Source organism: Actinosynnema sp. CA-299493 (genome assembly GCF_050946825.1).
Lineage (GTDB): Bacteria > Actinomycetota > Actinomycetes > Mycobacteriales > Pseudonocardiaceae > Actinosynnema.
The window spans coordinates 8,054,627-8,078,272 of the sequence record NZ_CP191993.1 but is presented as its reverse complement, the minus strand read 5'-3'; the positions used below and the strand labels follow the sequence as shown (position 1 = coordinate 8,078,272).

At 72.5% G+C, this 23,646-nt stretch carries 17 protein-coding genes; 12 read left to right on the top strand and 5 right to left on the bottom strand.

Features of this window, described 5'->3' with window-relative positions; genetic code table 11:
- Positions 1-203 precede the first annotated feature (203 nt).
- The 3 genes from ACQPYE_RS34415 (at position 204) to ACQPYE_RS34405 (ending at position 5,757) form a co-directional block, all read left to right on the top strand.
- Positions 204-485, top strand: coding sequence for a hypothetical protein (locus ACQPYE_RS34415; RefSeq protein ID WP_498717259.1), 282 nt, complete (start codon positions 204-206; stop codon positions 483-485).
- A gap of 92 nt (positions 486-577) precedes the next feature.
- Positions 578-3,193, top strand: a complete 2,616-nt coding sequence (locus ACQPYE_RS34410; protein ID WP_498717258.1) for a CHAT domain-containing protein — start codon at positions 578-580, stop codon at positions 3,191-3,193.
- A gap of 95 nt (positions 3,194-3,288) precedes the next feature.
- Entirely contained in the window at positions 3,289-5,757 is a 2,469-nt protein-coding gene (locus ACQPYE_RS34405) for a M14 family zinc carboxypeptidase (protein WP_498717257.1), read from the top strand.
- A gap of 6 nt (positions 5,758-5,763) precedes the next feature.
- Here ACQPYE_RS34405 and ACQPYE_RS34400 read toward each other — a convergent pair whose 3' ends face one another.
- Positions 5,764-6,948: a PQQ-dependent sugar dehydrogenase gene (locus tag ACQPYE_RS34400; RefSeq protein ID WP_498717256.1), complete on the bottom strand. Its 1,185-nt coding sequence runs from the start codon at positions 6,946-6,948 to the stop codon at positions 5,764-5,766.
- A 10-nt stretch (positions 6,949-6,958) separates the two neighbouring features.
- Positions 6,959-7,828, bottom strand: a complete 870-nt coding sequence (locus ACQPYE_RS34395; RefSeq protein ID WP_498717255.1) for an alpha/beta fold hydrolase — start codon at positions 7,826-7,828, stop codon at positions 6,959-6,961.
- Positions 7,829-7,858: 30 nt separating this feature from the next.
- On the opposite strand from ACQPYE_RS34395, the gene ACQPYE_RS34390 reads away from it, so the two are divergent.
- Positions 7,859-8,773 (top strand): 2-hydroxyacid dehydrogenase, encoded by a 915-nt coding sequence (locus tag ACQPYE_RS34390; protein WP_498717254.1) that lies wholly within the window; start codon positions 7,859-7,861, stop codon positions 8,771-8,773.
- Between the two features lie 72 nt (positions 8,774-8,845).
- Positions 8,846-9,574 (top strand): DoxX family protein, encoded by a 729-nt coding sequence (locus ACQPYE_RS34385; protein WP_498717253.1) that lies wholly within the window; start codon positions 8,846-8,848, stop codon positions 9,572-9,574.
- A gap of 172 nt (positions 9,575-9,746) precedes the next feature.
- Here ACQPYE_RS34385 and ilvD read toward each other — a convergent pair whose 3' ends face one another.
- The 3 genes from ilvD to ACQPYE_RS34370 all read right to left on the bottom strand — a co-directional run bounded on the left by ilvD (position 9,747) and on the right by ACQPYE_RS34370 (position 12,566).
- A complete protein-coding gene (ilvD, locus tag ACQPYE_RS34380) occupies positions 9,747-11,591 on the bottom strand; it encodes a dihydroxy-acid dehydratase (protein WP_498717252.1) in 1,845 nt (614 codons plus the stop codon).
- An 85-nt stretch (positions 11,592-11,676) separates the two neighbouring features.
- Positions 11,677-12,120: a vitamin K epoxide reductase family protein gene (locus tag ACQPYE_RS34375; RefSeq protein WP_498717251.1), complete on the bottom strand. Its 444-nt coding sequence runs from the start codon at positions 12,118-12,120 to the stop codon at positions 11,677-11,679.
- Positions 12,117-12,566 carry a PH domain-containing protein gene (locus ACQPYE_RS34370; protein WP_498717250.1) on the bottom strand — a complete coding sequence of 150 codons (450 nt, stop codon included), beginning with the start codon at positions 12,564-12,566 and terminating at the stop codon, positions 12,117-12,119. Before ACQPYE_RS34370 ends, ACQPYE_RS34375 begins: the two co-directional genes overlap by 4 nt.
- Positions 12,567-12,853: 287 nt before the next feature.
- Between ACQPYE_RS34370 and ACQPYE_RS34365 the strand changes: the two genes are divergently transcribed.
- The 7 genes from ACQPYE_RS34365 to ACQPYE_RS34335 all read left to right on the top strand — a co-directional run bounded on the left by ACQPYE_RS34365 (position 12,854) and on the right by ACQPYE_RS34335 (position 23,306).
- A complete protein-coding gene (locus ACQPYE_RS34365; RefSeq protein WP_498717249.1) occupies positions 12,854-14,689 on the top strand; it encodes an acetolactate synthase large subunit in 1,836 nt (611 codons plus the stop codon).
- 7 nt (positions 14,690-14,696) lie between these two features.
- The gene (gene ilvN, locus ACQPYE_RS34360) at positions 14,697-15,203 is read left to right on the top strand and encodes an acetolactate synthase small subunit (protein WP_053723072.1); all 507 of its coding nucleotides are present in this window, start codon (positions 14,697-14,699) and stop codon (positions 15,201-15,203) included.
- Positions 15,204-15,234: 31 nt separating this feature from the next.
- On the top strand, positions 15,235-16,248 hold the full coding sequence (ilvC, locus tag ACQPYE_RS34355; protein WP_123745877.1) for a ketol-acid reductoisomerase: 1,014 nt from the start codon (positions 15,235-15,237) through the stop codon (positions 16,246-16,248).
- 63 nt (positions 16,249-16,311) lie between these two features.
- Entirely contained in the window at positions 16,312-16,581 is a 270-nt protein-coding gene (locus ACQPYE_RS34350; protein ID WP_123745878.1) for a DUF397 domain-containing protein, read from the top strand.
- A gap of 262 nt (positions 16,582-16,843) precedes the next feature.
- The gene (gene serA, locus ACQPYE_RS34345; RefSeq protein ID WP_498717248.1) at positions 16,844-18,433 is read left to right on the top strand and encodes a phosphoglycerate dehydrogenase; all 1,590 of its coding nucleotides are present in this window, start codon (positions 16,844-16,846) and stop codon (positions 18,431-18,433) included.
- 265 nt (positions 18,434-18,698) lie between these two features.
- Positions 18,699-22,040 (top strand): S8 family peptidase, encoded by a 3,342-nt coding sequence (locus tag ACQPYE_RS34340; RefSeq protein WP_498717247.1) that lies wholly within the window; start codon positions 18,699-18,701, stop codon positions 22,038-22,040.
- 228 nt (positions 22,041-22,268) lie between these two features.
- Positions 22,269-23,306, top strand: a complete 1,038-nt coding sequence (locus tag ACQPYE_RS34335) for a 3-isopropylmalate dehydrogenase (protein WP_073891631.1) — start codon at positions 22,269-22,271, stop codon at positions 23,304-23,306.
- The last annotated feature ends 340 nt before the right edge of the window (positions 23,307-23,646 follow it).

The window sequence follows — 23,646 nt, the reverse complement described above, 5'->3', positions numbered from 1 at the left end:
CGCTTTCCGAACGGCCCCTCCCGTGCTGGTCAGCGAAGCTCAAGATCCACTCTTCGGTAGCTCTCGGTGAATTTCCTTCTCCCCAGGTGCGTCCATCTGTGTAAGGCTTGGGCCGTTCGGCAGGCCGGGGGGCCACCGGAACGACCTGAACATCCGCCGAGGATGCCCCGATCAGGGGATTCCGTTGTAGGGGAGGCAACGCCATGACACGCACTGACCCGAAGCTCGTCGCCGAGATCGACGCCATCGAGGACGCGGTCGCCGACGTGGTCGCGGACACCGGCCAGACCACCACCGACCTGGTCGACATCGGGGGGCTGGAGCCGACGGGCGGCCCGTACAAGCCGACCACGGACGACCCGGAGGTCGAGCGGCTCCTGAAGCCGATGGGCGGCCCGTACAAGCCGACCGGCGACCCGGAGACGAACGGCGGCCCGTACAAGCCGACCACCGACGAGCCGGTGGCTGTCACCCAGACGAAGTAATACAGGTCACCGGCAATCACGGTGACGTCACGCTGAATGCCGTCGGCCACCGGCCGGCGGCATTCTTCTGCCGCTTGTGATCTCATATGAGCGTGCCTGGCGAAACGCGTGGCCCCGCCGGCCCGGAGCACGCCGTCGGACGGGCCCGGCAGTTGCACCGCAGCGCGTTGGACGCGGCCACCGCGGACCGCCACCCGTCCGCCATCCGGCAGATGCGCCGGGGGCTGGCGCTGCTGGAGACGCCGGGCATCGACCCCCAGGAACGGCTCGAGGTCCGCACGCGGCTGCGGAACACGCTCGCGTTCTGCCTCGCCGAGACGGGCAAGGTCGACGACGGCCTCACCCAGCTCGCCGGGGTCGACGCGGAACTCGCCGGGCTGCGCGACGAGGAGCTGCGGGCGCACCTGTCCACCCTGGTCAACCTCAACCGGGCGGCCCTGCTGTGCCGGGTCGGCCGCATCGACGAGGGCATCGCCCAGCTCGACCGCGAGATCGAGCGCAGCGCGCGGCGCCTGTCCGCGCACGCCGACCCCGAGGCCGTCGACCTGCTCGCGCTGGCCCTGTCCAACCGGGGCAACGCGCACGGCGAGGTGCACCGCCACGACAAGGCCGCCCGCGACCTCGACCGCGCCGTCGAGCTCGCCGACGCGCACGGCCTGCCGCTGCGCGCCGCGATCGCCAAGCACGCGTTGGGCAACGCGGTGCAGCGCGCCGGCGACATCCCGGCCGCCCTGCGCCACTACCACGAGGCCAACCGGGCGTTCCAGGCCCTCGAACCCGGCCTGCTGCTGCGCCTGCGCATCGACCAGGCCGAGGCGATGATCAGCGTCGGGCTGGCCGACGAGGCGGGCCGGTTGCTGGACGAGGTGCTGCCGGAGCTGCGCCGCCAGCGCATCGGGCAGGACGTCGCCGAGGCCGAGCTGTTCCGCGCGGCGGCGGCGTTGCAGGACGGCGACCTCGTGCTGGCCCGGCGGACCGCGACCTCGGCGCAGCGCAAGCTGGTCGGTCGCGGCAGCCCGGCGTGGGCGGCGGTGGCGGGGTTGATCGCGCTGCGGGTGGACGCGGTCCGCGCGCTCGGCTCCCGGCGCCCGGTCGCCGGGGTGGTGCGGCGGGCGGGCGAGCTGTCGGCGGAGCTGGCCGGGTTGAAGCTGCACGACCAGTCCGCGTTCGCGCTGGTGCTGGCCGCGCGGCTGGAGATCCGGCGCGGCGACCCGGACCGCGGCGCCGAACTGCTCCGCAGCGTGCCCAAGACGCGCCGGATCACGCCCATCGACCACCGGATGCTGCTGCGGCTGTGCCGGGCGGAGCTGGCGCTGGCCCGCGGCAACCAGCGGGTGGCGTTGGCGCAGGCCAAGGCGGGCCTGGCCGAACTGGGCCGGATGCGGGACCGGCTCGGCGGGCTGGAACTGGTGTCGGGCACCGCCGTGCACGGCCGTGAGCTGGGCGAACTCGCCGTGCGCCTGGTGCTGGGCGGCACGGACTCGGCGGCCAACGCCAAGCGCCTGTTCACCTGGCTGGAGCGCACCAGGGCCCAGCTGTACCGGTACGACCCGGCGGTGTCCACTGTGGACTCCGAGCTGGGTGAGCGGATCACCGAGGTGCGCACCCTGAGCCGGGCGCTGCTGCGGGCCCGCCTCGACGGCCTGCCGACCGGTGAGCTGGAGTCGCGGCTCAAGGCGAGCCAGCGCGCGGCCACCCGGATGGGCTGGAACGCGAGCCCGTGGGGCACGCCGCGCCCCGTCGTCATGCCGGACGAGGTGCTGTCCCGGCTGGCCGGGCGGGCGATGGTGAGCTTCGCGGTGTCCGGTGACGAGTTGATCGCCGTGGTCCTCGCCGGCACGCGCGTGCGCATGGTCCGCCTAGGGTCGGCCGCCGACGCCACCGAGGGCGCGCGCCGCCTGCACGCGGACCTCAACGCGCTCGCGCCCGACCACCTGCCGGCGCCGTTGGCGGCGGTCATCTCGGCGTCCGCGCGGCGCGAGGCGGAGAAGCTGGACCGGCTGCTGCTGCGCCCGCTGGCGCCGATGATCGGCGACCGGGAGCTGGTCGTGGTGCCGACCGGCGCGTTGTACGTGGTGCCGTGGGGAGTGCTGCCGACCTGCGTGAACCGGCCCACGACGGCGGTGCCGTCGGCCACCGCGTGGGTGTCGGCGATCCGCCGGGAGCGCGACCACGTCGAAGGCGTGCTGCTGGTGCGCGGCCCCGGGTTGCAGGCCGCGCAGGGCGAGATCGACCGGCTCGCCGGCTACCACGGCGACGCGAAGCTGCTGGGCGTCACCGAGGCCAAGGTCAGCGCGGTGCTGGAGGCGTTGGACGGCGTCGAGCTCGCGCACATCGCCGCGCACGGCGAGCACGAGCCGGAGAACGCGCTGTTCTCCCGGCTGGAGCTGGTGGACGGGGCGATGTTCGCGCACGAGATCGGCCGGGTGCGCCGCCCGCCGCACCAGGTCGTGCTGGCCGCGTGCGAGCTGGCGCTGAACCGGGTGCGCCCCGGCGACGAGCCGCTCGGCTTCGCGGGCGCGCTGCTGGCCGGCGGCGCGCGGACGGTGATCGCCGCGTCCAGCAGGGTCGGCGACCAGCCGTCGGCGGCGGCGATGGCCGACTTCCACCGCAACCTGGCGGGCGGCGCGTCACCCGCGGTGGCGCTGGCCGAGGCGGTCGCCGTCGACCCGCTGCGTCGTCCGTTCGTGTGCCTCGGTTCGGGGTAGCGCCGCTGACCAGCCATTCGACCGGTTGACCCGGATCACCCGCACCCACTAGTCAGGGTGGAGGAGTTCTTCGGCGATCACCCCTAGGGGGCCCGGTGCGCTGGTTGACGCTCACGGTGCTGTTGCTGGCCACGATGACCACCCCCGCGACCTCCGCGCCCGCGCCGGGCCGGGCGCACGAGCCGGGCAACGGGCCCGAGCGCAACCAGGTCGCCGCCGTCGACCCGCCGCTGCACGCCACCGCGCGCGGCGACAACTGGCCCGACGCCAACCCCGGCTACCCGCGCCGCACGCAGCTCCGCGCCTACCCGGAGGACCCGGCCGACCGGGCGATCAAGCTCGGCCTCGCGCCGTACCACGCGCTCGCGCCGCGCCTCAACGACCTGCAACGGCGCAGCGACCGGGTGTCCGTCGAGGTCGTCGGCCGGTCGACCGCGGGCCGCGACCTCTACCTGGTCACGCTCACCGCGCCGGAGAGCCCGGCGGAGACGCGTAGGCAGGAGGCGTGGCGGGACGAGATCGAGAACGACCCGACCGCCGCCGCCCGCGACATCTTCCTGCGCGCCGGCTACAAGGCCCCGGTGTGGGTCAACGCCAACATCCACGGCGACGAGTGGGAGGGCACCGACGGGGCGCTGCGGGTGGTCGAGGACCTCGCCGTCGACCCGGCCGCGCGGGACTTCCTGCGCCGGCACCGCGTCTACGTGAACCTGACCGCGAACCCGGACGGCCGGGTGGCGGGCACGCGCGCCAACGCGGCCGGGTTCGACCTGAACCGCGACTTCGTCACCTCGTCGCAGCCGGAGTCGCGGGCGATGCGGGACGTGGTCAAGCGCATCCAGCCGCTGCTCGTGCTCGACGAGCACGGCTACGTGGCCACCACGCTGATCGAGCCCACCACGCCGCCGCACGGCCAGAACTACGACTTCGACCTCTACGTCGGGCACGGCTACGCGGGCGGCCTGCGGATGGAACAGGCGGTCCAGGCGCTCGGCCACCCGGAGGCGGCCACGCCGGAGATCCCGTTCCGCGACTACGAGCCGGGCGTGTGGGACGGCTGGGCGCCGATCTACACCGCGCAGTACTCGATGTACCACGGCGCGGTGTCCTACACGATCGAGATCCCCATGCGCGTGAACCGGGCCGACTACGAGACACAGCCGGTGACGGAGTTGCGGCGGCGTTCGGCGATCAACACGGACGTGGTCGAGGCGACGATCCGCAGCGCGCTCACGTACGTGAGCGAACACCGGACCGCCATGGTGGACAACCAGATCGAGGTGTTCCGCCGGGGTTCGGCGGGCGAGCCGCAGCGGGCCGTGCCGGACGGCTTCGTGCCCGGCTTCGGCCCCGAAGACCGCTACACCACCGAGTTCCCGCGCGGGTACGTCATACCGGTGGGTGACGCGCAGCGGTCCGGGCAGGCCGCCGCCCGCCTGGTCGACCACCTGGTGGCGCACGACGTCCGGGTGATGCGGGCCGTCCGGCCGTTCACCCTGGGCGACCGGTCCTACCCGGCCGGGTCCTACGTGGTGGACCTGCACCAACCGAAGCGGGCGCTGGCGAACGTGATGCTGGAGGCCGGCCGGGACCTCTCCGACACCGTGCCGGTGATGTACGACATCAGCGGCTGGAGCCACCGGTTGCTGTGGGGCGCGTCGGTGGACGTCGTGCGGGACGGGCCGCTGGACGTGCGCGGGCGCGAGGTGATGGCGGCGTCGGCGACGGGCTCGCTGCACGCGCCGGAGGGCGCTGACCTGGCGCTGGCGCTGGCCGACGGCAGGGACGCGGCAGCGGTGAACGACCTGCTCGCGCGGGGGATCGGGCTGCGCCGGCAGGACGACGGCACGATCGTGGTGCCCGCGTCGGCGCGGTCGGTGGCCGAGGAGGTGTCGCACCGGCACGGCGCTCGGTTCACGGCGGCGGCGCCGGGCGGTGTGCCGCTGCGGCGTCCCGTGGTGGCGGGCGCGGTCGCGGCGGACGAGCTGAAGGCGTTGCGGGACATGGGTTTCGACGTCCGGCCGGTGTCGACGGCGGTGCTGGACGGCGGGTTCGACCTGTCCGGCGTCGACGTGCTGCTCGTGTCGTCGGGGTTGCGGTACGACCGGCTCGGCGCGCCGGCCAAGGCGGCGGTGGACGCGTTCCTGGCGCGCGGCGGGGTGGTGACGCGCGGCGCGACGGGCGCGAGGTTCAACGCCGACGCCGGTGTGCTGCCGGTGCGCGCGGTCGCGGGCCGGGAGGACGCGAACGGCGTCGTGTCGGTGGTGGACGAGGCGGGCGCGGTCGGCCACTCGTTCGTCTACGCGCCGTACTGGTTCACCGACCTCGGGCCGGGCGTGCGCGCGCGGCAGCGGTACCAGGGCTTCGTCGCCGGGCACTGGGCGACCCGCCCGGACGGCTCGGGGGGCAGCGGGGACGCGGTCGGTCAGGCGGCGGTCGTGGCGGGCACGTCGCCACGGGGCGCGCGGGCGGTGCTGTTCGGCACCGAACCGCTGTTCCGCGACCACCCGAAGGGCCTGTACTGGCAGGTCGCGGACGCCATCTACCGCACGACGGCGCCCTGACGGCGGTCAGTCCTTGCTGCCGCCGGCGACACTCTCCCGCACGATGATCACCACGCGGTCGTCGCTGGAGACCGGCGTGCCGCCCGCGCCCTTGTTCACCGTGCCGGCCAGCGCGGTCGTGTCGTCGAGCATCAGCAGCGGTCCGAGGCGGCCGAAGCCGTCCTCGCCGGTCATGCTCGCCTCGGGCTTGCCGGTGAAGCTGCCGTCCGGGTTCATCGGCAGGTTGAGCAGCCCGGGGGTGGCGCTCGCGGCCACCATCACCGTGTTCGAGAACGACCCGCAGCCGCCGACACCGGGGCGCTCGGCCCACGACCACGCCGGGTCGCCGAGCGCCTTGCCCGGCTCGATCCGGTACAGCAGGTCCGCGGTCGCGCCCGCGTCGGTCACCCACGCCTTCGTGCCGTCGCCGGACACGCACAGCCCGCCGGGCGACCTCAGCCCGCTCGCCAGCACCCGCGAGCCCGCCGCCGGGTTGCCGCGCGCGGGCTGGCCGGTGGCGTCGATCCGCAGCACCTTCCCGGCCAACGAGTTCGGGTCGGCCGCCGCCGCCGGGTTGCCCGCGTCACCGGTCGCCACCAGCAACGCGCCGGTGCGGTCGTAGGCGAGCGCGCCGCGGTTGCCGGTCGGGCCCTTCGGGATGCCGGTCAGCACGGGCTTGGGCACGTCGTCCGGCGCGATCCGCAGCACCCGGTTGTCGGTCGCGGTGGTCGCGTACACGAAGATCAGCTGGTCCTCGGCGTACGTCGGCGACAGCGTGAGCCCGGTGAGCCCGCCGTCGGCCGCCGCGTCCACCTCGACCTTGGCCACCTCGACCGGGTCCACGTCCTTGGTCACCCTGAGCAACCGCCCGGTGGCGCGCTCGGTGGCCAGCGCGGTCACCGCGCCGGTGGTCTGGTTGACGTCGGTCAGCGCCACGCCGGAGATCGGGCTCAGGCACGTGCCGACCACGGCGGGGTTGAAGTCCTTGCAGCCCTGCGGCGGTGGCACGGGCGTCGGCTGCTGGCCGGGCTGCTGACCCTGGGCGGGGCCCTTCGGCAGCTCGCCGGGCAGTTCGGGCACCGGCCCGACCTGCGGCGTCAGCTGCTGGGCCGCGCTCCACCCCGCCGGTCCCGGCTGCTCGGGGAAGCTCGCGCAGCCCGCGGCCAGCAGGCCGAGGGCCGAACCGATCAGCACTCCACGCAGTCGTGACACGGTTCCCAGGTTAAGCGCGCGGCCGTGAACGCGAGGTGAGCGGCCCTTCCACGTCGTCGCGCACGGCCCGGCGCACGGCGTCGACCCGGTCGAGCAGGAGCTCCAGCTCGTCCACCACCACCCGGGGGTCCTCCAGCGGCAGGAAGTGCGTGTTCGGCAGCACCCGCACCCTGGCCTGCGGCAGCGCGGCGACCGGGCCGAGCACGTCGTCGACCGGGGCCAGGAAGTCGTACCGGCCCGCCAGCACCGTTGTGGGGCACGTCACGCCGGTCAGGTCGAGCCGGGGCGCGCGGCCCAGCGCCAGCGCGAGGGTCAGGTACCAGCCCCAGTCGTGCCGGAGGTAGCGGCGCAACGACCCGACCAGCGGCCCGCCGACGTCCGGCACCGGCACGCGGTGCAGCACGGCGTCCAGCAGCGGCGCGGCGGCCCTCAACGCCGTCAGCCCGCCCACGCCGAGCAGCCGCCGCACCGGCTCCGGCACGCCCGGCAGGCCGAACGCGTTCGCGAGCGCGTCCCCCGGCGCGCCCGTGACCAGCATCAGCCCGGTCACCCGGTCCGGGTGCCGCAGCGCCAGCTCGGCGGCCACCGTCACGCCCATCGACCAGCCGACCACCACGCACCCCTCGACGCCGGCGTCGTCCAGCACGGCCAGCGCGTCGGCGACGTGGTCCGCCGGCTCGACGCGGGACGGGTCGGCCGGCCGGTCCGAGTCGAGGGTGCCGCGGTGGTGCCAGCCGTGCACGCGGGCCGACGGCAGCTCCGGCCACACCGTCGGCGCGACGCCGAGGCCGTGGCTCAGCAGCACGTCCGGCCCGTCGGCCTCGGTGCGCCACAACCTGATCCGCGTGCCGTCCGCGGAGAAGACGTCGTGCTCCCGCATGGCGGCAAGTGTGCCGTAACGTGCGCCCCCGTGAGCCTTACCGTTCTGGTCCCCGACGACCTGGGTGTCCGCGTGCTGTCCGACGTGGAGGGTGTGCGGCCCGTCCGCTACGAGCCGGGGCAGCCGCTGCCCGCCGAGGCCGCCCACGCGGAAGTCCTGGTGCCGAAGTTCCTCCAGGGCGCGGACCCGCGTGAGGTGTTCGGCCGGCTGCCGTCGCTGAAGCTGGTGCAGCTGCTGTCGGCGGGCGCGGAGCGGTTCGTCGGCGTCGTACCCGAAGGTGTGATGCTGTCGACGTGCCGGGGCGCGCACGGCGGCAGCACGGCCGAGTGGGCGATCGGCGCGCTGCTCGCGCTCTACCGGGACTTCCCGGTGTTCGAGCGGGCCAGGCAGGAACGCCGCTGGGACTACCACCTCACGGAGACGTTGCAGGACAAGAAGGTGCTCGTGGTCGGCGCGGGCGACCTGGGCGAGCAGTTCCGGCGCAGGCTGGAGCCGTTCGGCGCGACCGCGACCATGGTCGGCCGCACCGCGCGGGACGGCGTGCACGGCGTCGAGGAGCTGCCCGACCTGCTCGGCGGCTTCGACGCGGTGCTGGTCGTCGTGCCGCTGACCGAGGAGACCACCGGGATGGTGGACGCGGAGTTCCTCTCCCGGATGAAGGACGGCGCGATCCTGGTCAACGGCGCGCGTGGCGCGGTGGTCGACACCGACGCGCTGGTGGCCGAGCTGTCCTCGGGACGGCTGCGCGCGGCGCTGGACGTGACCGAGCCGGAGCCGCTGCCCCCGGACCACCCGCTGTGGGCGGCGCCGGGCCTGTTCCTCACCCCGCACGTCGCCGGCAGCTGCACGGGCCACGCCGAGCGCGCGTACGCGGTGGTGGCGGCCGAGGTCGACCGGTTCGCCCGGGGCGAGCTGCCCCGGAACCTGGTCAAGGGTGACTATTAGTCCGTTCGGGTGAATTCCACCCCCTGAACGGACGCTCGCGGACGTCGTCCGAACCTCCTAACGTGCGGGTGCGTGGCTACTCACGACGACCGCTCGAGCACATCCGGCGGCTACTCCGACGACGGGTTCTACTCGGCGAGTGGCGCGGGCGGAGGAGTTCACCACTTCGACGACGGCACGCGGCCCCTCGACGGCGACGCGTTCGGCAAGGACACCAAGGGCTTCGACACCTCCGGCTACACCCCGGTGGCCGACCTGCGGGACAAGCCCGCCCACTACGACGCCTACGACGAGGACGAGCGCAAGCCGTTCGGCTGGACCGCCGGCGCCGACATCGGCCTGCTGGTGCTGCGGCTCGCGCTGGGCGGCGCGTTCGTCGTGCACGGCCTGCAGAAGGTGTTCGGCCTGTTCGGCGGGCCGGGCATCGACGGGTTCACCCGGTACCTCCAGTCCGCCGGGTTCCGCGAGGCGCGGATCCTGGCCTGGGTCACCGGCGTGACCGAGCTCGGCGGTGGCGTACTGCTCGTCCTCGGCCTGTTCACACCGCTCGCCGCGGCCGGTGTGCTCGGCGTGATGGCGAACGTCATCGCCCTGAAGTACCGGGGCGGCTTCTTCGCGCCCAACGGTGTCGAGCTGGAGGCGGCGTACGCGGCGATGGCGTTCGCGGCGCTGTTCGCCGGCCCCGGCCGCGCCGCCCTCGACTACAACCGCGGCTGGTTCCGCCACCCGCTGCTGTCCGGCTTCATCTGCCTGGTGATCGCGGCCGGCGCGACCGCCGCCACCCTCTACGTCTTCCGCTAGATTGCCGCTGCTCCGCAGACGGCGGGCGAGGTCGCCGGGAAGTCGGCCGTTCGCGCCCTGATTCCCGACGATCGACAAGCGTGATCGCCGGGAATGAGGACGCGAACGGCCGACGCGACCTCGCGTGGTGGTCAGGTCGGAGACGGAGACGGAGACGGGGAGCGCCGGCCGGCTACCTGTCCACGTCCCGCACCGCGCCCGTGGAGGCGTCCGTCGCCATCCGGGCGTAGGCGCGCAGCGCCGCGGTCACCGGGCGGACCCGGTCGACCGGCTGCCACGGCCGCTCCGACGCCTCCACCTTGGCCCGCCGCTCGGCCAGCACCTCGTCGTCCACCAGCAGTTCCAGCCGCCGCTCGTGGATGTCGATCACGATCCGGTCGCCGTCCTGGACCAGGCCGATCACGCCGCCGCCCGCCGCCTCCGGCGAGACGTGGCCGATGGACAGGCCCGACGTACCGCCGGAGAACCGGCCGTCGGTGATCAGCGCGCACTCGCGGCCGAGGCCCGCGCCCTTCAGGAACGCGGTCGGGTGCAGCATCTCCTGCATCCCCGGACCGCCCGCCGGGCCCTCGTAGCGGACCACGAGCACGTCACCGGCCTGGATCTCCTTCTTCAGGATCGCCGAGACGGCCTCCTCCTGGGACTCGACCACCCGCGCCGGCCCCTCGAAGTGCCACAGCTCCTCGTCGATGCCCGCCGCCTTGATGATCGCGCCGCGCTCGGCCAGGTTGCCGTGCAGCACGGCCAGGCCGCCGTCCTTGGTGTAGGCGTGCTCGACGTCCCGGATGCAGCCACCGGCGGCGTCCGCGTCCAGCTTCGACCACCGGTTGGCCGTGGAGAACGCCTCGGTGGTGCGCACCCCGCCGGGCGCCGCGTGGAACAGCTCGACCGCGCGCGGCGACGGCGACTCGGCGCGCACGTCCCACTGGCCCAGCCACGACGCCACGTCCGGGCTGTGCACGGTGTGCACGTCCTCGTTGAGCAGGCCGGCCCGCCACAGCTCGCCGAGCAGGGCCGGGATGCCGCCCGCCCGGTGGACGTCCTCCATGTGGTAGTCGGAGTTCGGCGACACCTTCGCCAGGCACGGCACGCGGCGGCTGAGCGCGTCGATGTCGGCCAGCGTGAAGTCGACCTCGCCCTCCCGCGCGGCGGCGAGGATGTGCAGCACGGTGTTCGTGGAGCCGCCCATCGCCATGTCCAGCGCCATGGCGTTCTCGAACGCCCGGCGGTTCGCGATCGACCGCGGCAGCGCCGACTCGTCGCCCTGCCCGTAGTACCGCTCGCACAGCGCCACGACCGTGCGGCCGGCCTCGGCGAACAGCTCGCGGCGCGCGGCGTGCGTGGCCAGCGTGGAGCCGTTGCCGGGCAGCGCCAGGCCGAGCGCCTCGGTGAGGCAGTTCATCGAGTTCGCGGTGAACATGCCCGAGCACGAGCCGCAGGTCGGGCACGCCGACCGCTCGACCTCGGCCAGCCCGGCCTCGTCCACGTCCGGCGAGGCGGACGCGGAGATCGCGGTGATCAGGTCGGTCGGCGCGACGGCGACGCCGTCCACCACGACCGCCTTGCCCGCCTCCATCGGCCCGCCCGAGACGAACACGACCGGGATGTTCAGCCGCATCGCCGCGTTGAGCATCCCCGGCGTGATCTTGTCGCAGTTGGAGATGCACACGATCGCGTCGGCCTGGTGCGCGTTGACCATGTACTCGACCGAGTCGGCGATGATCTCCCGCGACGGCAGGGAGTAGAGCATCCCGCCGTGCCCCATCGCGATGCCGTCGTCGACCGCGATCGTGTGGAACTCGCGCGGCACCCCGCCCGCCTCGCGGATCGCCTCGGCCACGATGTCCCCGAGGTCGCGCAGGTGCACGTGCCCCGGCACGAACTGCGTGTAGGAGTTGGCGATGGCCACGATGGGCTTGCCGAAGTCGCTGTCGGTCATGCCGGTCGCGCGCCAGAGCGCGCGTGCGCCCGCGGCGTTGCGGCCGTGGGTGGTGGTGCGGGAACGGAGCGGTGGCACGGCTCCTCCAGGAAGTCTTTGCCGAACGAAGTCGCATACGACGCGCGCGCGGGGTGTGGGGCGCGAAAAGGCGAGGAGCGGTGCCTCAGAGACTACTCCGCCGCAACGCGCCCGTGACCAGGACGGCGGCGAGCGCGAGCGTGATGACGTGCACAGCCGTGCACCAGAGGCAGATCTTCCCGATCAGCAGGAACTCGGCGGCGACCAGGTACACCACGAACAGCACGCCGACGCCGGCGGACACCAGCCGCGCCCAGTGCAGCGCCTCGCTGCGCCACGCGAAGGGCAGGCACGCGACGGTCAGGAACGCGAAGAACGCGAGCCCCAGCACCGCGACCGGGACGCCGAGCAGCTCCGACTGCTCGCTGGTGGTCACCGTGCCGCAGTCGATCACCTCGCCCTCGGCGCACAGCAGCGCGCCCGAGGTGAAGTGCGCGGTGGTGAGGTAGGTCGACACCGCCAGGCCCGCCAGCGACAGCACCAGGCTGACGACCGGCAGCCGGCCGAGGGTCCGCGTGTTCGAACTCACCCCTCGGACCTTACGGGCGGAGGCGTGTCGTCCCGGTCAGGCCCGGCGGCCGTCCCACCGGGCTCCCCGGCCTCGGCCACGGCCGTCGGGTCGGCCACCCGCCCGCCGCTGACCAGCGACAACGTCGGCAGGTGGGCGGCGCGGACGGCGGGCAGCCGGACGACCGAGTCGTCACCGAGCACCGCCGACAACCACCCCTTCGGTACCACCTTGATCGCCTTCACCTCCGACCACGGCACGACCCGCCTGCCGAACGTGCCCCGCGCCACGATCCGCTCGCCGTCCACGGTCGTCCGGTTGCGCACCACCCACCAGGCGAACGCCGCCGGCAGCAGGTAGAGGGCCTGGAGACCGGGTGCGCCCCAGGCGACGGGCGTGGCGCAGATCGCCGCGGAACCGGCGGCGAGCAGGGCGGGCGTGGGGATGCGGAACACGACTTTCGGCACGGTTCGAGATGCTGCCACCTCATCGTCCGAGCGGGTGACCTCGGGCCGCGTCCACGCACGTGGGGTTTCCACCATCCGGGAGTGCCGTCCCGCACAGTTGACGCTCCACCCGCTTGACGGTTAACGTCAGGCCCATGCAGCGCAACCTCGTTCTCGTACTTCCCAGGCGCGTCGACGCCTAGGCATTCGAGCTTGCGTCGACGCGCGACCCTCGTACGACCCGTTCGGGTTGGCGAGGGTTTTTTCGTGCCCGGACCGTGCATTCTCCTTACCCACGAGGCAGACAGATGACCAGCGCAACCTCGCGACCGGCTCCCGGAGAGTCGTCGCCCCGCCCTGGACCGCGGCCGAAACCGGCCCCGCCGAGCGGCGCTCCCGTCCGCGTGACCGGTGCCCAGTCCCTCGTCCGCTCGCTGGAGGCAGTGGGCTGCGAGGTGGTCTTCGGCATTCCCGGCGGCACGATCCTGCCTGCCTACGACCCACTCCTCGACTCGACCAAGGTGCGGCACATCCTGGTCCGCCACGAGCAGGGCGCGGGCCACGCCGCGACCGGGTACGCCCAGGCCACCGGCAAGGTCGGCGTCTGCATGGCGACCTCGGGGCCGGGCGCGACGAACCTCGTCACGCCCCTCGCCGACGCCAACATGGACTCCGTCCCGGTGGTCGCCATCACCGGCCAGCAGTCCCGCCCCCTGATCGGCACCGACGCGTTCCAGGAAGCCGACATCTGCGGCATCACGATGCCGATCACCAAGCACAACTTCCTCGTCACCGACGCCGCGGACATCCCGCGCGCCGTCGCCGAGGCGTTCCACCTGGCCTCCACCGGCCGCCCCGGCCCCGTCCTGGTGGACATCCCCAAGGACGTGCTCCAGGAGATGACCTCGTTCTCCTGGCCGCCGGAGCTGCGCCTGCCCGGTTACCGGCCGACGACCCGGCCGCACGGCAAGCAGGTGCGCGAGGCCGCGAAGCTGATCGCCGCGGCCCGTCGCCCCGTCCTGTACGTCGGCGGCGGCGTGATCAAGGCCGACGCGTCGCCCGAGCTGCTCGAACTGGCCGAGTCCACCGGCATCCCGGTGGTCACCACGCTGATGGCGCGCGGCGCGTTCCCCGACTCGCACCCGCAGCACATGGGCATGCCCGGCATGCACGGCACGGTCGGCGCGGTCGCCGCGATGCAGAAGTCGGACCTGCTGATCGCCCTCGGCGCGCGCTTCGACGACCGGGTCACCGGTCAGCTGGCCTCGTTCGCGCCGGACGCGCAGATCGTGCACGCCGACATCGACCCGGCCGAGATCTCCAAGAACCGCCGCGCGGACGTGCCGATCGTCGGCGACTGCAAGGAGATCATCCGCGACCTGGTCGAGGCGGTGCGCGCGGAGAAGGAGAACGCGGCGCGCCCGGTCGACCTGGCGCCCTGGTGGCAGCAGCTCGACGCGCTGCGCGAGACGTTCCCGCTCGGCTACGACTGGCCCGAGGACGGCACGCTGTCCCCGCAGTACGTGATCGAGCGGATCGGCCTGCTGACCCCGCCGGACACCCTGTTCACCGCGGGCGTCGGCCAGCACCAGATGTGGGCCGCGCAGTTCGTGAAGTACGAGCGCCCGCGCACCTGGATCAACTCCGGCGGGCTCGGCACGATGGGGTACGCGGTGCCCGCCGCGATGGGCGCGAAGGCCGGCGTGCCGGACGTCCAGGTGTGGGCGATCGACGGCGACGGCTGCTTCCAGATGACCAACCAGGAGCTGGCCACCTGCGCCATCGAGGGCCTGCCGATCAAGGTCGCGGTCATCAACAACGGCAACCTGGGCATGGTCCGCCAGTGGCAGACGCTGTTCTACGGCGAGCGCTACTCCAGCACCGACCTGGGCACGCACAAGCACCGCATCCCCGACTTCAAGCTGCTCGCCGAGGCCTACGGCTGCGCGGGCCTGCGGGCCGAGTCGCGCGACGAGGTCGACGCGGTCATCCAGCAGGCCATGGAGATCAACGACCGGCCGGTCGTCATCGACTTCGTGGTCGGCGCGGACGCCCAGGTGTGGCCGATGGTCGCCGCGGGCACCGGCAACAGCGAGATCATGGCCGCGCGTGGCATCCGCCCGCTGTTCGACGAGGACGAGTGACCCCGTGATGACTAGGCACACCCTGAGCGTTCTGGTCGAGGACAAGCCCGGCGTCCTCGCCCGCGTGGCGGGGCTGTTCTCCCGGCGCGGCTTCAACATCGAGTCGCTGGCCGTCGGCCGCACCGAGCACCCGGACATCTCCCGGATGACCATCGTGGTGTCGGTCGACGAGCTGCCGCTGGAGCAGGTCACCAAGCAGCTCAACAAGCTCATCAACGTCATCAAGATCGTGGAGCTGGAACCCGCCGCGTCGGTCCAGCGGCAGCTCCTGCTCGTCAAGGTGCGCGCCGACGCGACGGTGCGCAGCCAGGTCCTGGAGACGGTGCAGCTCTTCCGCGCGAAGGTCGTCGACGTCTCCCCGGAGGCGGTCACCGTCGAGGCCACCGGCACGTCTGAGAAGCTCGACGCGCTGCTGCGGATGCTGGAGCCCTACGGGCTCCGCGAGATCGTCCAGTCCGGCATGGTCGCCATCGGCCGTGGCGCCCGCTCCATCACCGCGACCGCGGTGCGCTGATTTTTCAGTTCCGAGGAAGGAAGTACCACCAGTGAGCGTCGAGATCTTCTACGACGACGATGCCGACCTGAGCATCATCCAGGGGCGCAAGGTCGCGGTCATCGGCTACGGCAGCCAGGGCCACGCGCACGCGCTGAGCCTGCGCGACTCGGGCGTCGACGTCCGGATCGGCCTGCCCGAGGGCTCCAAGTCCCGCGCCAAGGCCGAGGAGGAGGGCCTGCCGGTCGGCACCCCCGCCGAGGTCTCCGCCGAGGCCGACCTGATCATGATCCTGGCGCCGGACACCGCGCAGCGGCACATCTACGCCAACGACATCGCGCCGAACCTCAAGGACGGCGACGCGGTCTTCTTCGGCCACGGCTTCAACATCCGCTACGGCCTGATCACCGTGCCGTCCAACGTGGACGTCGCCATGGTCGCGCCGAAGGGCCCGGGCCACCTGGTGCGCCGCCAGTTCGTGGACGGCAAGGGCGTGCCCGCGCTGATCGCGGTCGAGCAGGACGCCTCCGGCACCGCGCAGGCGCTGGCGCTGTCCTACGCCAAGGGCATCGGCGGCACGCGCGCGGGCGTCATCAAGACGACGTTCAAGGAGGAGACCGAGACCGACCTGTTCGGTGAGCAGGCCGTGCTCTGCGGTGGCGCGTCCGCGCTGGTGCAGACCGGTTTCGAGGTGCTGACCGAGGCGGGCTACGCGCCCGAGGTCGCCTACTTCGAGTGCCTGCACGAGCTGAAGCTCATCGTGGACCTCATGTACGAGGGCGGCATCGCCCGCATGCGGTACTCGATCTCCGACACGGCCGAGTTCGGCGACCTCACCCGCGGCCCGCGCGTCATCACGCCGGGGGTCAAGGAGGAGATGCGCAAGATCCTGGGCGAGATCCAGGACGGCACCTTCGCCACCGAGTGGGTGAACGAGGACGACGCCGGCCGCGGCAACTACAAGAAGTTGCAGCAGGAGGGCGAGCAGCACCCGATCGAGGAGGTCGGCAAGAAGCTGCGCGGCCTGATGTCCTGGGTCGACCGCCCCATCACCGAAACGGCGTAAGATCAGCGGATTTTTCACCGGGGCCCGCGGTTTCGACCGCGGGCCCCGGTATACCTAGGCCCCATGACCGACAGCGCGCCCATCTACGACGACAAGGCCCACGTCCGCGGCAACCTCGACCTCGGCGCGGCCGAGTGGATCCGCAGCGACGAGGGCGCGGAGGACGAGGAGGAGCACGTCGAGATCGCGTTCGTCGAGCACACCGACGGCGTGACCTACACGGCGATGCGCAACTCCGCCCACCCCGACGGCCCGGTGCTGGTGTTCACGCCCGCCGAGTGGGAGGCCTTCATCCTCGGCGTCAAGGACGGCGAGTTCGACGAACCCTGGTGACCCGCGTGTCGTACGTTCGCGTCCCGCGTGTCGAACGCCCGGGTACCCCGAGTTGAACGCCCGGGCCGGCGCGGTGGTCCAAGTAGGACGCGCGTACCGTGTTCCAGCAGGTGAAACGGGGCACCCGGGTGTCAAGCACCGGCCGGGCGCTGACTATGCTCGTTAACAACCCGGACACATTGCCGTGGCCGGCCGGCGCGGGTGACGACCTGCTCGACGGCCCCGCGCTCCCCACCCGTTCACACCTCCGGGAGCGACGTCCGTGACCAAGCCCGTTGTCCTCATCGCCGAGAAGCTCGCACCGTCCGTTCTCGACGTCTTCGGTGATGGCATCGAGGTGCGCCACGTCGACGGCACCGACCGTGCCGCGCTGCTCGAAGCCGTCGCCGACGCCGACGCACTCCTGGTCCGCTCCGCCACCAAGGTGAACGCCGAGGTCTTCAAGGCGACCACCAAGCTGAAGGTCGTCGCCCGCGCGGGCGTCGGGCTCGACAACGTCGAGGTGCCCGCCGCCACCGAGCGCGGCGTCATGGTCGTCAACGCGCCCACCTCGAACATCGTCAGCGCCGCCGAGCACGCGGTCGCCCTGCTGCTCGCCACCGCGCGCCAGATCCCGGCCGCGCACGCCACGCTGCAGGACCACGAGTGGAAGCGCAGCAAGTTCAACGGCGTCGAGGTCCAGGGCAAGACCGTCGGCGTGGTGGGCCTGGGCAAGATCGGCCAGCTGTTCGCCGCCCGCATCGCGGCCTTCGGCACCGAGCTCATCGCCTACGACCCGTACGTCAGCGCCGCCCGCGCCGCGCAGCTCGGCATCGAGCTGGTGACGCTGGAGGAGCTGCTGGAGCGCGCCGACTTCATCTCCATCCACCTGCCGAAGACCCCGGAGACCAAGGGCCTGATCGGTGCCGAGCAGCTGGCCAAGGCCAAGCGCGGCGTGATCATCGTCAACGCCGCCCGCGGCGGTCTGGTCGACGAGGAGGCGCTGGCCGAGGCCGTGAAGGAGGGTCAGGTCGGCGGCGCGGGCATCGACGTGTTCTCCACCGAGCCCACCACCGAGAGCCCGCTGTTCGGCCTGCCGAACGTCGTCGTCACCCCGCACCTGGGCGCGTCGACCACGGAGGCGCAGGACCGGGCGGGCACGGACGTGGCCAAGTCGGTGCTGCTCGCGCTGGCCGGCGACTTCGTGCCGGACGCGGTGAACGTGCAGGGCGGCGGCGTGGTCGGCGAGGAGGTCCGCCCGTACCTGCCGCTGGTGCAGAAGCTGGGCACGGTGGTCGCGGCGCTGAGCGCGAAGGCCCCGACGAGCGTCACCGTCGAGGTGCGCGGCGAGCTGTCCAACGAGGACGTGGCGGTGCTGCCGCTGGCGGCGCTGCGCGGCGTGTTCTCGAGCGTGGTCGAGGAGCAGGTCACCTTCGTCAACGCGCCGGCGCTGGCCACCTCGCTCGGCGTGAGCGTCGAGCTGGTCAAGGAGCCGGAGAGCGCCAACCACCGCAGCCTGGTCACGGTGCGCGCGGTGCAGGCGGACGGCGCGGTCATCACGGTCTCCGGCACGCTCACGGGCCTGGACCAGGTCGAGAAGCTGGTCGGCATCAACGGCCGCGGCTTCGACCTGCGCGCCGAGGGCAACGTGCTGCTGCTGGAGTACCCGGACCGGCCGGGCGTGATGGGCACCGTCGGCACGCTGCTCGGCGAGGCGGGCGTGAACGTCGAGGCCGCCCAGATCAGCCAGACCAAGGACGGCGCGGACGCGTTCATGCTGCTGCGCGTCGACCGCCCGGTGGACACCGCGGTGCTCGACCCGATCGGCGCGGCCGTCGGTGCGCGCACGGTGCGCGCGGTCAACTTCGAGTGACCGCGTAGTCCCTGGATCGGAGTAACGCCGCCGAGACCTGTCGATGTATATCGTCGCAGGTCTCGGCGGTGTCACATTCACCGTTAGTTGTCAAAACTGTGGTTGCCATCACTCGTTCGGGCTAACTGTTCGGCTCGATCGAGCGATTAGGTTCCTCGCACGAGGTTGACCCGGTGCCGTAGAGGGCACGGCACCACGCGGGCAGTGCCCCCACTGGAGACGACGCTGCCTGCCCGGTCGAATCCGACCTCGCTTGGGGCACGTTGTGAGCCGATCTCGCGTTGTCGCCAGATCTGCCGTACCGGTGTTGGCCGCGATACTCGTCGCCGGAGCCACCGCCGGTACCGCACTGGCCGCGGAAGATCCACTGGCGCCGTCCGTCGCGAACGCGCGCGGTCTGGACGCGGGCAAGTTGCAGTTGAAGGTGTCCGACCGGCTGACGGCCGCCAAGGGCAGGGTCACCGCGTTCGTGGAGCTGGAGGCCAAGCCCGCCGTCGACGCGTTCGCCGAGAAGACCGGCCAGGGCGCGACGAAGCAGCAGGCCAAGGACGCCGCCAAGGCCACGAGGAACGACACCCGTCGGGTCACCGACGTCGTGGTGGACGCCTTGAAGGGCAAGGACTCCGCCACCAAGGAGCTGTTCCGCACCGCCAACGGCGTGCCCGGCGTGGTCGTGCAGGCCGACGCCACGAAGGTGCGCGAGCTGGCCCAGCGCGCGGACGTGAAGTCCGTGCGCACCGTGGTGCCGAAGTCCCGCCAGAACTCCACCGCCGTGCAGCTGACGAACACGCTCAAGGCGTGGCAGGAGTACGGCAAGCTCGGTGACGACACCCGCATCGGCATCATCGACACGGGCATCGACTACACCCACAGCGACTTCGCGGGCCCCGGCACCATCGAGGCCTTCCAGGCGATCGACGAGACCGCGGTCGACGCCTCGTACTTCCCGACCGCCAAGGTGGTCGGCGGCTACGACTTCGTCGGCAACGCCTACGACGGCGAGAGCGACGACCCGGCGATCAACACCCCGAAGCCGGACCCGAACCCGCTCGACTGCAACGGCCACGGCTCGCACGTCGCCGGCACCGCGGCGGGCTTCGGCGTCAACGCCGACGGCTCCACCTTCAAGGGCGACTACACCAAGCTCACCCCCGAGGCGCTGGACGCGATGCGCATCGGCCCCGGCACCGCGCCGAAGGGCCTGCTGTACGCGCTGAAGGTCTTCGGCTGCGAGGGCTCGACCAACGTCACCGCGCAGGCCCTGGACTGGGCGCTCGACCCGGACGGCGACGGCGACTTCTCCGACCACCTCGACGTGGTCAACCTGTCGCTCGGCTCGGACTACGGCGCCCCGGACGACCCGGACAGCCTGTTCGTGCGCAAGCTCAACGCCTCCGGCGTGCTGACCGTGTTCTCCGCGGGCAACGGCGGCGACCTGTACGACATCGGCGGCTCGCCGGGCAGCACCCCCGAGGCGCTGACCGTGGCCAGCACCCGTGACGCCTACGTGCTGCGCGACGCGGTCGAGGTCACCGCGCCCGGCAGCGCCGCGGGCCGCAAGCCCGGCCAGTACAGCGTGGCGTTCAACTACGAGGGCCTGAACCTCACCGCCCCGGTCGCGGGGATGGGCGACGCCGCCAACAAGGACGGCTGCCTGCCGTTCTCGGCCGCGGACAAGGCCGCCGTCGCGGGCAAGGTGGTGTGGCTGGAGTGGGACGACAACGACGCCACGCGTCGCTGCGGCTCGGTCGGCCGGACCAACAACGCCACCGCCGCCGGCGCCGTCGGCGCGCTGTTCACCTCGAACCTGGAGCACTTCAACGCGGGCATCTCCGGCAACGCGGCGATCCCGGTGTTCCAGCTGACCGGCTCGGCGACCACCGCCCTGCGCCCGGCGCTGGCCGCGGGCACGCTGGCCGTCCGCCAGGCGGGCGAGCTGCGCACCTCGCTGCCCACCTACGACCAGTCCATCAGCGACACCCCGAGCTCGTTCACCTCGCGCGGCGTGCGCGGCCCGGTCGTGAAGCCGGACGTGGCCGCGCCCGGTGACACCATCGCCTCCGCGCTGGTCGGCTCCGGCAACCAGACGATGGTCAACTCGGGCACGTCGATGGCCGCGCCGCACATCGCCGGCATCGCCGCGCTCGTGCGCCAGGTCCACCCGGACTGGACGCCGGAAGAGGTCAAGGCCGCGGTCATGAACACCGCCGGCCACGACGTGAAGGCCGACGGCAAGACCTACGCGCCCAACCGCGTCGGCGCCGGCCGCGTCGACGGCAAGGCCGCGGTCGAGAACCAGGTCCTCGCCTACGTGCAGGACAACCCGGGCGCGGTGTCCGCGTCGTTCGGCACGGTCGAGGTGGCCGCGCCGGTCAGCCTCACCAAGACCATCAAGGTGGTCAACAAGTCCACCAAGTGGGTGGACTACGCGGTGGGCTACGAGGCGCTGACCCAGATCCCGGGCGTGCGCTACGAGCTGTCCGCGAACACCGTGCGGCTCAGCCCGCGCGGCGTCGCCCGGGTCACCGTCACGCTGAAGGTCGACGACCCGAAGGCGCTGCGCAAGACCGCCGACCCGACGATCGAGGCGAACCACCTGGACGTGCCGCGCCAGTACCTGGCCGACGCGTCGGGCCGGGTCGTGCTCACGCCGACGTCCGGCTCCTCGGTGGCCCTGCGGGTGCCGGTCTACTCGGCGCCGAAGCCGGTGGCCGACATCAACGTGGTCAACAACGTGCGGATCGGCGGCAAGGGCCAGGGCGTGCTGAACCTGACCGGCCGGGGCGTCGACCAGGGGGCCTACCAGTCCCTGGTGAGCGTGCTGGAGCTGCAGGCGACCTCGCCGCAGCTGCCGGAGTGCCGCCGCAACGTCACCGACAACTGCGTGCTGAACGACACCGCCAAGGGCGGCGACCTGCGGCACGTGGGCGTCGCCTCGACCGCGCCGCTGGCCAGGGCGCAGGGCACGCCGGAGAACGCGCTGCTCGCGTTCGGCCTCTCGACCTGGGGCAACTGGTACAACCTGGGCAGCAACACCATCCCGTTCGTCGACATCGACATCAACGGCGACGGCACGTTCGACTACGAGGTGTACGCGACCAAGCTGACCGACACGGACCTGCTGGTCGCGGCCACGGTGGACCTGAGCACGGGCGACACGGTCGACCTCCAGGGCGTCAACGGCCAGTTCGGCGACGTCGACACGAACGTGTTCGACACGAACGTGGTGGTCCTGCCCGTGCTGCTGTCCGCGCTGGGCATCGACGCGTCGGCGGACACCTCGCGGATCGGCTACCAGGTCGGCGTGGCCGGGTTCTACGTCGCGCCGGGCGCGTCCAACGGCCTGGTCGACTCGATCCCGGACGCGTTGTCGTTCGACCCGCTCAAGCCCGGCCTGTGGGTGCAGGGCGGCGGCGACGCCGCGCTGTCCTACCGGGCGCGTCCGGCCACCGCGCTGGTGGTCAACCACGACGCGGCCGCCGCGGCGGCCGACGGCTCGGACAGCCTGCTGGTCCTGCACCACCACAACGCCTCGGGTGACAAGGCGGACGTGGTGAAGATCCGGGCGAGGACGACGGTCGGCCCGGCCGTCCGCGCAGTGGCCTGATCGACGTGCACCGCTCTGGCCGGTCGGGGGTTGCCCCGGCCGGCCAGAGCCGTTTACGCGCATCGGGTGACGACCGAACGGGTGCACTGGACCGTTCGGGTGTCCCGCAGTCCGGGAGATATGACCACGGAGGGGTGTTCCGAGTGCGGTTTCGCCGCCTCGGACCGGTAGCCTTTCGCAAAGGAAACTAGTCCCGCGCAATGGGACTTATACCTGGGAGGTGTGTGGATGCGGCTCGCAGTGATCCCAGGAGACGGGATCGGGCCCGAGGTCGTCGCCGAGGCCCTGAAGGTGCTCGGTGAGGTCGTTCCGGCGGCCGAGATCACCCGCTATGACCTCGGCGCGGCGCGCTGGCACGCCACAGGTGAGTTGCTGCCGGAGTCCGTGCTCGGGGAACTCCGCCAGCACGACGCGATCCTGCTCGGCGCCGTGGGCGACCCGTCGGTGCCGAGCGGAATCCTGGAACGCGGCCTGTTGCTGCGGCTCCGGTTCGAGCTCGACCACCACGTGAACCTGCGCCCGGCGCGGCTCTACCCCGGTGTGCGCAGCCCGATCGCCGATCCGCCCGAGATCGACATGGTGGTGGTGCGCGAGGGCACGGAGGGGCTGTACGCCGGCAACGGCGGCCTCCTGCGCAAGGACACGCCGCACGAGATCGCGACCGAGGTGTCGATCAACACGTCGTTCGGCGTGGAGCGGGTGGTGCGCGACGCGTTCGCCCGTGCCGCGAACCGGCCGCGCAAGCACCTCACGCTCGTGCACAAGACCAACGTGCTCACGCACGCCGGGTCGTTGTGGTCGCGAGTGGTGGAGGAGGTGTCGTTGCAGCACCCGGACGTGACGGTGGCCTACCAGCACGTGGACGCGGCGACGATCCACCTGGTGACCGACCCGGGCCGGTACGACGTCATCGTGACGGACAACCTGTTCGGCGACATCCTGACCGACCTGGCGGCGGCCGTGACCGGCGGCATCGGGCTGGCGGCGTCGGGCAACCTCGACGTGACGCGGCGCAACCCGAGCATGTTCGAGCCGGTGCACGGCAGCGCGCCGGACATCGCCGGGCAGGGCATCGCCGACCCGACGGCCGCGGTGCTGTCGGTGGCGCTGATGCTCGACCACCTGGGCGAGTCGGAGGCCGCGCGGCGGATCGAGGCGTCGGTGGCCTTTGATCTGGCGACTCGTGACCACTCGTCGCCGGGCGCCACCTACGCGGTGGGCGACCGCCTGGCCGCCCTGGTCTCCTCGAACGTGAGGACGGCCTAACCCCGGGAGTCCTCCGTTCGAGGCGCGCGGGTCCTACGTTCGGAACACGCGTGTCCTACGTTCGGGACACCCGAGTTCAACGCTCGGAACACGTGATCAGGGCCACCACGGCGACGTCGTGGTGGCCCTGACCGCGTCACGGGCCGTATGGTCGCCGGTGCCGCCCGTGGGGGAAGTCCGGTCGAATTCCGGCGCTGACCCGCAACGGTAGGCCGAGCGCTCCAGCAGGCTCGGCGAGCCCGATCACCCGTGGGCGGTGGGAAGAAGCTCCAACTCCTGCCGTGGTCTGCGGGACGGGTGCGCCGGCCTGCCGCGAGCGGGTGCGGGTGGCCGGTCTGGG

Excerpts from the sequence above, each read along its gene's own strand:
- ACQPYE_RS34415 (WP_498717259.1), top strand. The coding sequence starts at position 204 with ATGACACGCACTGACCCGAAGCTCGTCGCCGAGATCGACGCCATCGAG.
- ACQPYE_RS34395 (WP_498717255.1), bottom strand. The coding sequence starts at position 7,828 with ATGCGGGAGCACGACGTCTTCTCCGCGGACGGCACGCGGATCAGGTTG.
- ACQPYE_RS34365 (WP_498717249.1), top strand. The coding sequence starts at position 12,854 with ATGACCAGCGCAACCTCGCGACCGGCTCCCGGAGAGTCGTCGCCCCGC.
- ilvN (WP_053723072.1), top strand. The coding sequence starts at position 14,697 with ATGACTAGGCACACCCTGAGCGTTCTGGTCGAGGACAAGCCCGGCGTC.
- ACQPYE_RS34350 (WP_123745878.1), top strand. The coding sequence starts at position 16,312 with ATGACCGACAGCGCGCCCATCTACGACGACAAGGCCCACGTCCGCGGC.
- ACQPYE_RS34335 (WP_073891631.1), top strand. The coding sequence starts at position 22,269 with ATGCGGCTCGCAGTGATCCCAGGAGACGGGATCGGGCCCGAGGTCGTC.